We start from the raw sequence: 13733 nt of genomic DNA on the forward strand, positions 1-13733 counted from the left end.
TGATGAGAGGAATAGATTTATGCTGTAATCCATGAGAGATTAGGCTTTACTCAAAGGAACGCTATTCGCCACGGAACAGAGGACGGCAGAATGTTATCGTTTAAACTGGATGGTTTTACTCATTATACAATTAAAAGAATGGCCACCCAGCGTCCGACGCTTTCCATTATTATTCCTGTATATAATCGGCCTGTCGCGATTGCTAATTGTCTGAACCAGCTAAAAAATACGGAATATAATAAGAATGACGTAGAGATCATTCTTATCGACGACTGCTCATCAGATAATACGTACGACATTCTACAAAGTTATTTAAGCGACTTTCCTAATATAATTACGCTCAAAAGAGAAGAGAACTCAGGCGGTGCATCACAGCCCAGAAATAATGGTCTGGAGATTGCATCAGGGAAGTGGGTACTATTTATTGATTCCGACGATCACATCACGTCCTTTGCCATTTCTGATGCACTGGCCGCCGCACAGTGCGACGCCGAAACGGATATGGTTTGTATGCCATATTTTAAAGCTGAAGGTAGCGGACGAGCGATAATGGCATCAGCTTTCCCTTATAATGAGACCAAAACAGGTTTAACATTTACGCAAACAAAGCTTTATAACAGCTTGAATGTTGTAGGTAAATTGTTCCGGGCTTCGCTGATAGCAGAATATCAAATCATCTTTCCTGCCCATATCAAGGTCAGAGAAGACAACTGGTTTATGATGAAGCTGTACAGCGTAGTACGGCACATTACGATCCTTGGAAATAAGAAACAGTACTATTTCATCAACGAAGTCGATAATGTTTCACTCGCGGCAAAAGGCACCTCGCCGGCCGCTGCCGTCGAAATTTATCTCTCTGCCTATGACTTTATCTGTAGCCGCAGCGGGTTAGGCGAAAAAGAACGACTGGACTACCTGGCGATCTACCTTAATCGTTATGCGAATATGATAAGGCGGGGTAAAAATGCACCGTTACGCTTCTTCAAACATACTCAGCAAACATTAAAAGCGCTTTCGCAGAATCCACATATTACCGAGAATGCCAAAAGTTTAATTGCCGACCTGTATGCAGGCAAATATTCCCCACCTACTCGCACAATGGCAGCACTGAAGTCATTGCTGGATCAAACGAAGGCGACGTTAACGCCGACAGCGATTGCAGCACAACCCGCTCATTTTCCGGCGTATATTCTTCTCATGAGCATAAGCAATGGTCAGGAACGCGCCTTTACCGTCTGCGGCAAAGGTTCGACCTTTAATGAGGCCTGGGCGGCAGGGGAAGCGGAATTAGCTCGCTGGCAGCACAACAAACACGCGTCGCCTATTTGGCTGCGCGTTGATATTGTTAATAAAATACAGACCCTACGCTGGGACGCGCTACAGGAAAAACTCAGCAGGACCAAACGTAACTATTTCCGTTTTGGCCTAAGCTTTACCCCCGATTTTCGGCATCCCATCCTCGAGCAAGAAATTAATGCTAATGCCCTGATGTATCAGGGTGCGGAGGGCGTCGCTACGCCTAATAATGCCAATCTGGCCAATTTTTCCCGCTGGCGCTTCAGCAGCGAATTGTGCTGGCCGGAGCGCCCCGAGCAACTCATCTGGCGTTTTAACACCCGCAGCGTCTTCTGCGACGGCGAGCAGGTGTATCCCATTGAATCCAGCGGCCGCAATGCGGGCTATCGCCAGCTGTCAAACTGGCAGGAAGAGGCGCTCGACCCGATGATTTTCTCCGCCACCGACTACCTGGCGCGTCAGGTTCAGGCGTCGGGGCGCTACGATTACGGCTGGTTCCCCTGTTTCGATCGGGCCATCCCTACCTACAACGCGCTGCGCCACGCCAGCTCAACCTATGCGTTGCTCGAAGGTTGGGAAGTGACGCAAGAACCTACACAGTTCGCCGCCATTGAGCGGGCGCTGCACGACCTCTCAAGCGAACTGATTGCCACCCGCGCGCTGCCCGACGGCAGCAACGCCGATTTTCTTATCGACACCGGCGGCGAAATTAAGCTCGGCGGGAATGCAGTTTGTATACTGGCAATGGCCAAATACACCGAGCTCACCGGCGACCAACGCTATCTGCCACAGATGCAGCGTCTGGCAAACGGCATCAGCTTTATGCAAAAAACCGATACCGGCGGCTTTAATCACGTACTGAACGCCGCCGATCTGTCGCTGAAGGCCGAACACCGAATTATCTATTACGACGGCGAGGCGGCATTCGCGCTGATGCGTTTGTACGGGCTGACCAAAACGCCGCGCTGGCTGGAAATCGTTGAACGCGCGATGGATCACTTTATCGCGCAGAAGCACTGGCAGGCTCACGACCACTGGCTAAGCTACTGTGTAAACGAGTTAACGCTGTACCGTCCGCTTGAGCGTTATTATCAGTTTGGCCTGGACAACGTGCGCGATCACCTGGACTTCGTGATCAACCGGGTCACCACCTACCCGACGCTGCTCGAACTGATGATGGCGGCGTCGCGCATGCTAAGCCGTCTGGCCACTTCCGAGCATCGTCACCTGCTGGACGGGTTCGATCTGGAGAAGTTCAACCTGGCGCTGGAGACGCGGGCGCGCTACCTCGCGAACGGTTTTTTCTGGCCGGAACTGGCAATGTTCTTCAAAAATCCGCCCCGGATCGTGGGCAGTTTTTTCATTCGTCACCACAGTTTCCGGGTGCGCATTGATGATGTCGAACACTACCTTTCCGGCTATGTGGCTTACCGAAAACACTGGCGTCATCAGCATGACAAGACGACATAATCCCTTAATGATGAGCGTTTGCTGAATGAAGCGCCTGCGGGATATCGTACGTCCATTTATCTGGAAACGCTGGCTGTCGTTGTTTCTGGCGCTGCTGCTATTGGTGCCGCCCGAACTGGGCGCGGGATGGAATTTCAATACCATCAACGAGCGGACGCAACGGCTATATGGCCCCGCGACGCCCACCGCCCAGCGCAATATTGATGCCTGGGAGGCGTTGCTTAAACAGCCGACGCAGGGCAACATTCAGGCCACCCTGAACCGCGTGAACCAATTTTTTAATTCGCGCATCCGCTTTGTGGACGATATAACGGTGTGGGGGCAAGAGGATTATTGGGCGACCCCGGTGGAAGCATTACGTAAAGGCGCGGGAGATTGCGAAGACTACGCGCTGGCCAAATATTTTACCCTACGTGAATTAGGTGTTCCGGCAAGCCAGCTGCGAATCACCTACGTTAAAGCATTACAATTAAATCAGGCACATATGGTTGTGACATGGTATTCGACGCCGGACGCTATTCCGCTGGTCCTCGATAACCTCAAGCCCGCCATATTACCCGCCACCGCCCGCAGCGATCTGCTCCCTGTTTATTCCTTTAATGGGGAAGGTTTATGGATCCCGCAGGCCAGCGGCAGCAAGCGCGTTGGCGACAGTAAACGACTTTCACGTTGGCAGGATCTTCTCACCAGGATGCGTGCAGAAGGGTTTGTAATTAATGAATAGGAAGCGGTCATGTCCCTTTATAAACAGCTACTGATTGGCATCTGCCTGTTTACGCTGACGATATTCTGCGGCAACTTTTTTGCCACGCTGGAAAGCTCGCGCGAGCAGTATCACAACCAGCTGAGTGCGCATGCCCAGGATGCCGCCACGGCGCTCGGCCTCTCGTTGACCGCGCATATCGATGACCCGGTCATGACCGAGCTGATGGTGAACTCCATTTTCGACAGCGGCTACTTCTACCGCATTCAGGTCGTGGATATCAAAACCGGCAAGCCCATTATTGAGCGTCAGAACATCCCGCCCAGCGCCAACGTGCCTGGCTGGTTTGCCCGCATCGTGCACCTGAACCCCGGCCAGGGCGAAGCTATCGTCATGCGCGGCTGGACGCAGGCCGCGCGCGTGGAAGTGGTCAGCCACCCGATGTTTGCGCTGTCGCGCCTGTGGAGCAGTCTGGTCGCCAGCTTCCTGTGGCTAACCGGCTGTAGCGTGTTGTGTATCCTGGGCGCGATGTTCCTGTTGCGCCACCGTCTGCGCCCGCTGAACTACATCGTCGAACAAGCTACCGCCATCAGCCGCCGCGAGTTCCTGAGCCTGCCAGCACTGCCGAAAACGCCGGAGCTGCGTCGGGTTGTCGAAGCCACAAACATGATGGTTACCCAGCTGAAAGCACTGTTTAGCGAGCAGGCCCAGCGCACCGAGGCGCTGCGGCAGGAAGCCTATAACGACAGCCTCACCGGACTGAACAACCGTCGCGCTTTCGACATCAAATTCCAGACCCGCCTGAGCGATGAAGACCACGCCGACGGCAACCTGATCCTCCTGCGCGTGCAGGATCTGATGGGCCTCAACCAGCGCCTTGGCGGCGCCAACACCGATAAACTGCTTAAAGCGGTTGCCGATATCCTCAGCAGCCTCCAGCAGCGCTACTTCCATAGTGAAGGTTTTGTCGCCCGCGTACGCGGTGGCGAGTTCGCCATTATCACCGCCCCCGTTCTTCCGACGGAGATGGAGAGCTTCGCTAACTCACTGAACACACAGCTCAAAGCGTTGTATGAAACAGGCCTGAGCGACGTCAACCCGGTGGCGCATTTTGCCGAAGTTGCTTTCCACTATGGTGACACGCCACAGAACCTGCTGCGTCAGGCGGACCAGATCCTGGTGGCAGCCGAAGCCGATATGCGCACCTTCGTCGACCCGGCATTGGCCGCGCAGCCAACGCCGGATGAGGACCATCACCACTGGCATCAGCGCCTGACGGAGATTCTGGATAAGGAAGCGTTTGAGCTTTATTCGCAGCCCGTGTACGAGTGCAATAGCAAACACGTTGTTCTCCATCGTAAAATTCTGGCGCGTATTAAAACCACCGATGGCGAAATTATCCCAGCAGGCCGTTTCATCCCGTGGGTTCGCCGCCTGGCTCTGGGCCGCCGTATGGACGTCGTCATGCTCAAACAGACGCTGCGCGCGATGGAAAGCACCACCCACGCTTTTGCACTCAGTATTAGCGGTGAAAGCGTCGCGGACGACGAGGGGTTGAACGCCCTGCTCCAGCCGCTGAAAGCGGCGCGCCACCTGGCATCGCGACTGACGCTCGAGCTGGATGAGAACGAACTACCGGAGCCAGAACGTGTCACCGTGCTGGTGAAAAAACTACAGGAATTGGGCTGCGGCCTGGGCATTCAACACTTTGGCGGTCGCTTCCACCTGATTGGTAACCTGCCGCAGTGGGGGCTGGCGTGGATTAAGGTCGACGGCGGTTATATTCACCACATCAATGAAGAAGAAGATAAAAAACTCTTTATAGAAGCGATTTACTGGGCGACACGCCAGATCAACGTCCCCCTTATCGCTGAACGAGTGGAAACCGAAGGCGAGCTGGCCGTGCTGGAAAAAATTGGCCTGTATGGCGCAATGGGCCGCTATTTTAGCGATGCCAGCACACTACAATAATTTTCAGGAGAGCAGCCATGCATTTTATTGAGCGCGATGGTGAAGGACGGATCGTTCGGGTTGAAGCCGCGGAATTCAGCGGGATGACTGAGCAAAGTGCGGAGACAACCGCAGAGATTAGCGAGTGGTTGAAGGTGGAAAACCTTCGCGCGGCCACGCTACAAAGACTGCAACAGAGCGACCTGGAAATGGTTCGCGTACTGGAAGATCTCATTGAAGTACTGATGAGCAAAGGGGTTATCAGCATTACCGACCTGCCGCCAGCGGCACAAAATAAGCTGTTAAATCGTGCCCAGGCACGACAGGCGCTGAGCGGATTGGAAGGTCTGATCGGCGATGACGAAGAAAGGTTGATATAACCCAATAATAAAGCTGATTATTTAAGGTACATGAATAATGTGCCTTAAATATCATTAGTCCTCTAACGATCGTTATTCCCCCCTATTTTTAGCAGCCGCTAGCCATTCTGGCGGATTAAAACAACCTTAAAATCAAAGAATAAATTCTCACTTCGTCATATTCTTGGCTTAAGATACGACTTATCGCCGATCCCGGGTGCATTGCAGCGTTCGAAATATCAGCACCATTAATCAATCTAACGGCAATCACCTCTTAGATCCGCGATAACATAACGATAAAAATATTCCAGCGGAAACGGAAAACACCGCGCAAGACCAATGGGAGAGCAAGATGAACGGTATAGCCGGCACAATTAAAGCGATTATCGGTCAGGTCTTCGCAATTTCACCTGACGGAACCCGGCGCCTGCTCGTTGAGGGCGATAAACTCCTCGCCGGCGAGCAAATTGAAACCGGCGCCAACGGTGCCGTCACCCTCGCTCTCCCTGACGGGAAAACGTTAGATCTCGGCCGCGACAGCCACTGGGATGGCGGCCACGGCATCGCCACCACACCTGACGCAACCGACACCACGGATATTGCCGCCATTCAGCAGGCGATTGCGGATGGTCAGGACCCGACACAAATTCTTGAGGCCACCGCCGCAGGCCCACAAACCACGACCGGCAGTGGCGAGCCCGGCGCAGGCGGTGCCCATACTCACGTTATCCTGGATCTCACCGGCGAAAGAGTCGACCCTACAGCCGGATATCCGACTGAAGGTCTCGATTTCCCCAATACGCCGATAGAAGAGGAACTGACTGTTCTGGATCGATCGGATGCTGAGGATGAGGGTGATTCGGACGCCGATAGCGATTCCGACAGTGACGCGGATGCCGACAGTGATTCGGATTCCGACAGCGACTCCGATTCCGACAGTGACGCGGATGCCGACAGTGATTCGGATTCCGACAGCGACTCCGATTCCGACAGCGACTCCGATTCCGACAGCGACTCGGACTCAGATAGCGACTCCGATTCCGACAGCGACTCGGATGCCGACAGTGACTCCGATTCTGACAGTGACTCCGATTCTGACAGTGACTCGGATGCCGACAGCGACTCCGATTCAGATAGCGCTGACAGTGACTCGGATTCCGACAGCGACTCCGATTCTGACAGCGACTCGGACTCCGACAGTGACTCCGACTCGGACAGCGATTCGGATTCCGACAGCGACTCCGATTCTGACAGCGACTCCGATTCTGACAGCGACTCCGATTCCGACAGCGACTCCGATTCTGACAGTGACTCCGATTCTGACAGTGACTCGGACTCAGATAGCGACTCGGACTCCGACAGCGACTCGGATTCTGACAGCGACGCCGACTCGGACAGCGACTCCGATTCCGACGGTGACTCAGACGCCGACAGTGACGCAGACAGCGATGCAGACTCGGATAGTGATGCCGATGCCGACTCTGACGCTGACTCCAACGTCACCCTCAACGTCAATGTGACCGCGACGGAGTCATCGAAAGTCACGCAGGTAAACGGCGGCAGTAAAGATCCAAGCGGAAATGGTTTTGACGTCGATAGCAACGGAATGATCGTCGCGGTTGGTGCCAACGTGGTGGTCTGGGTTTCAGCAGGGGATATTGGAAAATACGTTTCCAGCGATATTCCTGCTGAAAATATTCACGTTTACGACCAGGGTAATGCGCAGGGTAACGAGGGTAAAACAGATATCTTCGTACTCCATGAAGACAGTACCTATACCCAAGGTGATGGCACACAGCACTCAATGAACGCGGTGAACGGGAATCGAGAGCCGACGTCGAGTAACGCCAACGACTACATCTTTGTTCCGGGTTCATCAAGCTGGAGCTCGTCTGCAGGCTCAGCCAACGTCAATAACAGCATCAACTATTACGAAAGCGTAAACGTCACCATTAACGGTAAAACGTATGGCGGCAACAACCGGGTGAGTGAGGTTATTTCCGGTGACGGGAAAGAAGGTCTGGATCCTTCACATCCGGATACCCATACCACCTGGCAGTATGAGCTGAACATTGATGCGAACCTCGATGGTGCGGCGGGCAATGACCATATCTCGTCGATCAAACTCACCGGGTTGCCGCCGGGGACGACGATCAGCTACAACGGCGAAGACTATACGGTTGATGCGCATGGCAATGTGGTTATCGATATCACCGGTGATAGCAACCTGGATATGGATCTCACCTTTACCTCATCGACTCAGATAGACGATCTTGGGTCGATCAAAGTGGAAATCACCACTGAGGTTGATGGTTCGTCGCACTCGTCAGGCGATATCGATGCCAACAGTGGCGATCACGCGATCGCCATCACTGGCGACGAAGATCATCACGCGGATAGCGACTCGGCTACTCTGATGAGCGCAGATGACGATGTGCACCACGCGACTGCCGATCACGTCGATACTGCGGATAGCACCGATAGTTCGCCGGAGCATACATCGGACGATCATACGGAGACGACTGCGTCAACGGATACAACCGATGACAGTGCCAGCACAGATCAAACGCAAGAGACAGGTTCAGCAGAGCCGTCGGAAGACGCGTCGACAGCAGATCAAATTGAAGGCGATAGCGCCGCTGACCACAGCGTTGACGCAGACGTGGACGGAACGGATAACGCGGAAACAACAGGCGATAACGCAGCAACGGAACAGGATACCTCGACCCTGTTGGTTGACCACGATGATCTCGATCTGAGCAATGTCGATCAGGATGCGTCGCTGACGCAAACTGCTGAAGAAAGCCCGGAAACATCTCTCACTCTCTTGCTCGATGATATCGATAGCCAGTTGAATAGCGCCGATACCGCGCAGAGTGAGGTAACACCGACGGACAACTCAGCAACGGTCGAAAACAGCGAGTCGAATCAGGTGAAGGTTATCGATCTCAGCGACATTATCCATGATGATGACGCCAAAGATCTCAGTTCACTGATTCAGGTTGCTGACCCTGCTGATAACGACCCGGCGGCAGGACACGTTCAGGACGTGCCAGCTGAAAGCTCGGATAGCGACGGTGGGGAACACTGGGGGGTTCATGAGGCTGCCGAACTTGATAGTCTTATCGCGCAACCAGATACGGATGTTTAATACAAAAGGGCTAGCGCAGGCTAGCCCTTTTCTTTTCCACTGACGAATACATTCAAAAAACCTAAGTATATAAACCAATCTTTCTTATCTATTTTTTTATACCAGATGGTCTGATATTACGTATTACCTTCATAAAACACCTATAACAAAGCGATTATAGATACGAAACCACGTTATTCTAAACAATATACGTTACTCTATGCGTTAACTCGTTAAATTCATTAATCAATCATATGAATAAAACTAAAATATCCCAAATGATATATCTCTTTTTACAACAAGATACTCTTATGTATTAGAGGTAACATTGGAATAAAAACACCCCAGGAAACAAGCATTACAACACCCTATTTATTATCAATGAGTTACAAATATAATCATCAAAAACAATTTCCACATCAACTTACTCACCCATGGAAAATAATCACTTCCTAATTTCTTTACAGAAAATTCTTACTAAAACGACATTAAAATCAAAGAAAGCGTTTTTTTTGCATATTACCTTACCACTATAGCCAACTTTTATTTACCAGACCTCATCTCCATGAGGGGCTGGAATACTATCAGCACACGCACAAAAGTATTAGCCGTAGTGTTTTGTGTCGCAGGTGCTGTCATGGAGCAACGTAATACACCACAACTCTATGAGCCATGAACAAATGGAACCGTTCACGTAAGATTAAGAGGAGTAAGATATGGCTGATGTAACCGGAATAATAAAAGCGATTATAGGACAGGCCTTCGCTATTTCACCTGACGGAAGCAGACGCTTACTGGTGGAAGGGGATAAAATTTTTGCCGGCGAACAAATTGAAACAGGTGCCGATGGCGCAGTCACGGTAAGCCTGGCAAATGGCAAAAATCTCGATCTTGGGCGCGATAGCCTCTGGGACAGCGCAAGCATCTCCCCTACTACGACTCCTGAAACCACTCCTACTGACGTCGCAGCAATACAACAGGCTATTGCCGATGGTCAGGACCCGACACAAATACTTGAAGCCACCGCAGCTGGCCCGCAAACCATCATTGAAAGCGGTGGCGCTCCTGGCGTCGGCGGTTCACACACGCATGTGATACTGGATCTGACCGGTGAAGTGGTCGACCCTACCGCTGGCTACCCTACGGAAGGCCTGGATTTTCCCGATACGGATATTGAAGAAGAGATTACGATCCTCAATCCTGCTGACCGTACTGTAACCGGTGATGATACCGATGCAGATGCTGACAGCGACTCGGATTCTGACAGTGACTCCGACTCCGACTCTGACAGCGACTCCGACTCCGACTCCGATTCCGACAGTGACTCCGATTCTGACAGTGACTCGGACTCCGACAGCGATTCGGACTCTGACAGTGATTCAGACTCCGACAGCGACTCCGATTCCGACAGTGACTCCGATTCCGACAGTGACTCCGATTCCGACAGCGACTCCGATTCCGACAGTGACTCCGATTCCGACAGCGACTCGGATTCAGACAGCGACTCTGACAGCGACTCGGATTCTGATAGCGACTCCGATTCTGACAGCGACTCGGATTCCGATAGCGACTCCGACTCTGACGCAGACAGCGACTCTGACGCAGACAGCGACTCCGACAACGATCCGCTGCGTGCCGACTTAACGGTTAAGGTTAGCCTTGCTGATTCAACATCACATTCGGGGGAACCCGGTGAAAGTAAGGTATTCCATATTAATGGCGGCGCGTCAGACCCTAGCGGACTCGGCTTTGACGTCGTTGACGGCAATATTGTCGCGATCGGCGAAAACGTCCGGGTATGGCTATCACCAGGAGATACTGTACCTAAGTGCGTTGGCGACAATGCTAACCCTGCCGCGCAGATTATGTACTACGACAATGGCAACGTTAAGGCCGGTAACAGCGGAGAGAACTACAGCGATATTTTCGTTATTAATTCCGATTCAGGTTACATGAAGGGCGATCATCTGGAAGCCCTGAAAGGTGTTCAGGGCAACAAAGATACCTCCGGTCACGGCCTTAAAGATTACATCTTCCTCACCGGAGAAGGCAAAGATTACACCCTTGAGGCACGGGGTGGCCAGGTTGAGGAAGGAAAAACGAACAACCTGTCTGGCGTCACACTTTATGATGCTGCGGGCAACGTCATGCTGGGCGCTGGGATTAACCACCTCGAAGGTATCATCTACGGTGACGGACTTTCTGAATATCCAGGTGATACCACCGCAAGCTGGGAGATCACGCTGAGTCTGGACATCACGTTAGACAGCACGGACAACTCGCAAACATTACAAACGGTCATTCTGGGGAATATCCCTGAAGGCGCCACGTTCAGCAGCGTCGATGGCGTTACCGTTCAGTACCTCAATATTGATGGTAACTGGGTCTACGTCCTCACCTTTGAAGAGGGTATCTCTGATTATAATGGCACCCTGACGGTTACCCTGCCTGATGGGGACAAAAACATTGATGACATTACCCTGAGCGTCGAAACAAACGAAGGAACCTACACCTTTGAGGACATCGACAGCGACCAGGATTTCAGTGACACCGTTGGATATGATTACGAAAATGATCCTGACGCATCTCTACTGGCCGGCATGACAGAAGATGCTGGTGAGGAAAGCACGGTCATGGCATCGATGGAGGATCTGCACATCAATGACAGCGATATTGAAGACGTGCAGACCGAAGACCACTCCCTGCAACCAACGCTTAACGACGAGTTCGTCGACGATAACTCACATACCGATGATGAAAATACCGCCGCCGAGCACACGGTAGATTCGCAGGACAACCAAACGGAGAATACCGATAACCCACTGGTTGATAACGACCAGCAGGGCTTTGACGACGCTGACGATGAAACCGACCGCTCAGCACCCGACGAGTCCTCCACCGCCGATGCGAATAGTGAAACGGAAGAGTCCTCGCTCAGCACGCTGTTAGGCGGTACCGAGGACGATTCTCTTCATGAAACAGAAACCGCCAGCGAGGAAACTAGCCTCAATAGCGAAAGCAATGAGTCTGGACAAGAAGCCACCATTATTAGTCAGGATGAACCATTGTCATTCAGTGATATGATTCACGACGGTGATAATAAGGATCTCTCCAGCCTCATTCAAACAACGGAGACAACGGAAACGGCAGAAACACCGAATGACGTTGAACATGTTCCAGCGGAAGGCGGCGATACGGATGACAATCAAACCTGGGCCAGCAATGACCCTGATGATTTGATTGCGAAGCCAGAAGTCGAAGCCTGATGCATAACGTCATGGGGCTGTTATCAGCCCCATGCACGTCAACACCTGGTTGACTTTTTGTCTAATGACATGACCTCTGGTGGATTAAGCCACGAGTCAGGGAAATGAACGTAAGGAAAGGACGTCATGATGAACAAACACATTCGGATATTAACAGGCATCTCTCTGCCATTACTGTTTGCCAACACGGTTAGCGCAGCAACGCTTGAGCAAGCGGTCAAAGACAGTTTACTGTGGCATCCGCAGGTGAGCGCGTCGGTCAACAGTCGCTATTCTGCAGACCAGGATTTGCGCGCGGCCAAGGGCGGGTATCTGCCGACCCTGGATCTGTCTGCCGGCACCGGTTGGGAACAAACCGACAACTCATCGACTCGCGCGGCGGACGATCATCGCCGTAACCTGCACCGCAGTGAGTCAAGCATCAACCTGCGGCAGAACGTGTTTAACGGCTTCGCCACCTCCAGCGAAGTCGCGCGCCAGAAAGCCACCGTTAACTCGCGGGCGTTCTCGGTAATGAACACCAGCGAAGTGACGGCACTGGATGCGATCCAGAGCTATCTCGACGTGCTGATGCGGCAAAAGATGGTGAAACTGGCGCAGGATAACCTGAAAAGCCACGAACGTATTTTCGATCAGATTCGTTTACGCACCGAGCAGGGCGTAGGCCGTACCGCCGACTATGAGCAGGCGCAGGCTCGTCTTGCGCAGGCGAAAAACAACCTGCTGACCGAGCAAACCAACCTCGAGGACGCGCAGGCCAACTACTACAGCGTCGTCGGGAAAGAAGCCACCGGTCTGTCAATGCCGATGACCACAAAGATCCCGGCCTCGCAGGCCGAAGCGCGCAAGCTGATGCTGGAAAACAGCCCACTGCTGAAACAGGCGGACTCAGACGTTGAAGCCACCCGTCAGCAGTACGAAGCGGCGAAATCCCGCTTCTATCCGAGCGTCAACATCGACGTTGGCCGCCGCATGGATAACAACGTTGACGGCACGCGTGGTCACGACCAGGAGTGGCAGGCCATGGTTCGTATGAACTATAACCTGTTTAACGGCGGCAGCGATCAGGCGCAGTTGTCATCCTATGCTTATAAAATGCAGGAAGCGCAGGACGTGAAGCGCAACGCCCTTCGCCAGCTGGATGAAGAGCTGCGGCTGTCGTGGAACGCCTGGCAGAACGCTAAACAACAGGTGCCGATCGCCAAAGATTATGCCGATCGCAGCGCCGTCGTACGTACCGCGTACCAGGAGCAGTTCAGCATCGGTGAACGTAGCCTGCTGGATATGCTGGACAGCGAAAACGAAGTGTTCAACGCCCAGCGCCGTTACGTTGAGATGCAGTTCACGGAGATGTTCACCACCTACCGTATCAATGCACGCATCGGCGATCTGTTAAAACAGCTGAATATTCAGGCACCGTCTGCCGCGCAGCCGGTCGAGGTACAGCAAACGGCACACAGTAATTTACCTGACCTGAAGTAACTGATTTTGGACCTGCGGGTTATCTCATCTCACGATGGGATAACCCATTATATTCTTTAGCCTTAGCGATTTTTTCG

The 13733-nt window shown here is 52.6% G+C and carries 7 protein-coding genes; all 7 read left to right on the plus strand.

Going from position 1 to position 13733, the window contains the following annotated elements:
* Positions 1-90: 90 nt before the first annotated feature.
* The 7 genes from GY169_RS23330 to GY169_RS21625 all read left to right on the plus strand — a co-directional run bounded on the left by GY169_RS23330 (position 91) and on the right by GY169_RS21625 (position 13656).
* Entirely contained in the window at positions 91-2766 is a 2676-nt protein-coding gene (locus GY169_RS23330) for a glycosyltransferase family 2 protein (RefSeq protein WP_191091014.1), read from the plus strand.
* 25 nt (positions 2767-2791) lie between these two features.
* Positions 2792-3490, plus strand: coding sequence for a cysteine protease LapG (gene lapG, locus GY169_RS21600; RefSeq protein WP_163448677.1), 699 nt, complete (start codon positions 2792-2794; stop codon positions 3488-3490).
* 9 nt (positions 3491-3499) lie between these two features.
* Positions 3500-5440 (plus strand): cyclic di-GMP receptor LapD, encoded by a 1941-nt coding sequence (lapD, locus tag GY169_RS21605; protein ID WP_167577083.1) that lies wholly within the window; start codon positions 3500-3502, stop codon positions 5438-5440.
* A gap of 17 nt (positions 5441-5457) precedes the next feature.
* Entirely contained in the window at positions 5458-5799 is a 342-nt protein-coding gene (locus GY169_RS21610) for a tryptophan synthase subunit beta (RefSeq protein WP_163448675.1), read from the plus strand.
* A 331-nt stretch (positions 5800-6130) separates the two neighbouring features.
* A complete protein-coding gene (locus GY169_RS23550) occupies positions 6131-8929 on the plus strand; it encodes a retention module-containing protein (RefSeq protein ID WP_167577084.1) in 2799 nt (932 codons plus the stop codon).
* 695 nt (positions 8930-9624) lie between these two features.
* Positions 9625-12174, plus strand: a complete 2550-nt coding sequence (locus tag GY169_RS21620; RefSeq protein ID WP_167577085.1) for a retention module-containing protein — start codon at positions 9625-9627, stop codon at positions 12172-12174.
* A gap of 129 nt (positions 12175-12303) precedes the next feature.
* Positions 12304-13656 carry a TolC family outer membrane protein gene (locus tag GY169_RS21625; RefSeq protein ID WP_167577359.1) on the plus strand — a complete coding sequence of 451 codons (1353 nt, stop codon included), beginning with the start codon at positions 12304-12306 and terminating at the stop codon, positions 13654-13656.
* The last annotated feature ends 77 nt before the right edge of the window (positions 13657-13733 follow it).

The organism is Kluyvera genomosp. 3 (genome assembly GCF_011765685.1).
Taxonomy (GTDB): domain Bacteria; phylum Pseudomonadota; class Gammaproteobacteria; order Enterobacterales; family Enterobacteriaceae; genus Kluyvera; species Kluyvera georgiana_A.

Bases quoted from the DNA above. Each gene is read 5' to 3' on its own strand.
- lapG (WP_163448677.1), top strand. From the start codon at position 2,792: ATGAAGCGCCTGCGGGATATCGTACGTCCATTTATCTGGAAACGCTGG.
- GY169_RS21610 (WP_163448675.1), top strand. From the start codon at position 5,458: ATGCATTTTATTGAGCGCGATGGTGAAGGACGGATCGTTCGGGTTGAA.
- GY169_RS23550 (WP_167577084.1), top strand. From the start codon at position 6,131: ATGAACGGTATAGCCGGCACAATTAAAGCGATTATCGGTCAGGTCTTC.
- lapD (WP_167577083.1), top strand. From the start codon at position 3,500: ATGTCCCTTTATAAACAGCTACTGATTGGCATCTGCCTGTTTACGCTG.
- GY169_RS21620 (WP_167577085.1), top strand. From the start codon at position 9,625: ATGGCTGATGTAACCGGAATAATAAAAGCGATTATAGGACAGGCCTTC.
- GY169_RS23330 (WP_191091014.1), top strand. From the start codon at position 91: ATGTTATCGTTTAAACTGGATGGTTTTACTCATTATACAATTAAAAGA.
- GY169_RS21625 (WP_167577359.1), top strand. From the start codon at position 12,304: ATGAACAAACACATTCGGATATTAACAGGCATCTCTCTGCCATTACTG.